Here is a 1,574-nt window from a genome sequence, read left to right as displayed (position 1 = left end):
AAACCTTTGCTACGCACGCTGGCGGACTTGCCGACCACCCAATTACACGAAAGAAATTCATGCGACTCAAACATCTACTGATACTCACCGCGACGCTGGCACTCAGCGCTTGTGCCACAACGGCACCGAACACAACACAAGCACCAAATCAGAAGCCGTCCATGGTTGTCGATCTACCGATGACGTTTGTATCGATAGCTTGTTTTTCCCATCCTGGCGTGGGTTACATTCACGATTTCTATGTCAAGGAACCCTATAGTGAGCGGATGGCGGGTGGGCTGAATTGTGGCGGCGAAGTTGCAGCCGGTTACATGCTCCCTAGGCAATGGCAACCCGGTATGAAAGTCAAAGTGCGGTGGAATCGACCAATCAAGGGCGAAGATAATTGGATAGAAAAAACCACGACGATCAGACGGTATGAAAAAGCTGGAACGCTGTACGTTCATTTTTTTGCAAACGATGAAGTACGCGTTGTTTCGTCGCCTATTCATGGTTCACAAAGTCCAGAGCATCCAATTCTTAATAGCGCCACCGTCGCCCCACGGGAGGAAGAATAAATGAACGCCCAAATTCAATCCGCGCCGCTGAGTATTTCTGGTCACGCCGAAGGCGAAATGACATGGAGCGTTGCCGATCTATGTCGTCGTATTTTGCAAGAAGATCGGCCGACTATTCATGCGCCCCCTTGCCAGAAATACGTCAACATTGGCCTGTTCTTCGACGGCACCAATAACAACATGCTTCGTGATGAACCATCGCAATGCCATACCAATGTCGTCAAATTGTACAAAGCGCATAAAGCTGTCGATGGCGACGGCGCTTTGCAAGCGCCTGGACATTATCGGATTTACATTCCTGGCTTGGGCACACGCTTCGAGGAGAACCGAGAGTGGCGAGAAAGTGCCGAAGGTAAAGCGTTTGGCAAAGGCGGCGAAGCGCGGATTTTATTCGCGCTACTCAAGGTCTATAACGCGGTACATAAGGCATTCAGTAATGATGATGACATGTTCGACAACGACGCCATCACCGCTAAAATCCAGCAATACGCCAAAGACGTGGAAACCAGCAACCCGATGCGCGATGCCAGCGATCCGCGTCCCGACCGCCGTAGCTGGTTTGCAGACCTCACCAAGGAATTGGACCCGATATTGCGCAAGGCCCGTAAAGACAGGCCGTTGCCGAATATTCCGAAGATTACGCTGAACGTGTTCGGCTTTTCACGCGGCGCGGTGGAAGCGCGGGCGTTCTGCTACTGGTTTGCCGACTTGCTTAAAAAAGACGGCACCTTCGCCGGCATGGATGCCGAGATTGCTTTTTTAGGCTTGTTTGAGAGCGTGGCGTCGATAGGATTGGCGAATTCCGCATCGGAAACCACGCCGCTGTTCTTTGCCGACGGCCATTTTAGCTGGGCCAAGGAAGTACGCGAGGCGCTCCCGCCTTGCGTCAGAAAAACCGTGCATTACATCGCCGCCCATGAGCAGCGCCGCAATTTTCCGATTACCCGCGTCAAAGGCCGCGATGTCACGGAATACCTCTACCCTGGCGTGCATAGCGATGTCGGCGGCGGTTACAGC

Annotated in this window: 2 protein-coding genes; both read left to right on the top strand. The window is 52.7% G+C overall.

Features of this window, described 5'->3' with window-relative positions:
• Positions 1 to 557, top strand: a 557-nt coding sequence (locus KHU33_RS26040; protein ID WP_211468441.1) for a DUF3304 domain-containing protein, incomplete at its 5' end; no start/stop codon positions are given.
• The coding region (locus KHU33_RS26035) for a T6SS phospholipase effector Tle1-like catalytic domain-containing protein (protein ID WP_211468439.1) at positions 558 to 1,574 on the top strand (1,017 nt) is incomplete at its 3' end.

The sequence above is a fragment of the Collimonas silvisoli genome (assembly GCF_018305005.1).
GTDB classification, from domain to species: Bacteria; Pseudomonadota; Gammaproteobacteria; order Burkholderiales; family Burkholderiaceae_D; genus Collimonas; species Collimonas silvisoli.
This window is presented reverse-complemented; position numbering and strand designations above follow the sequence as displayed.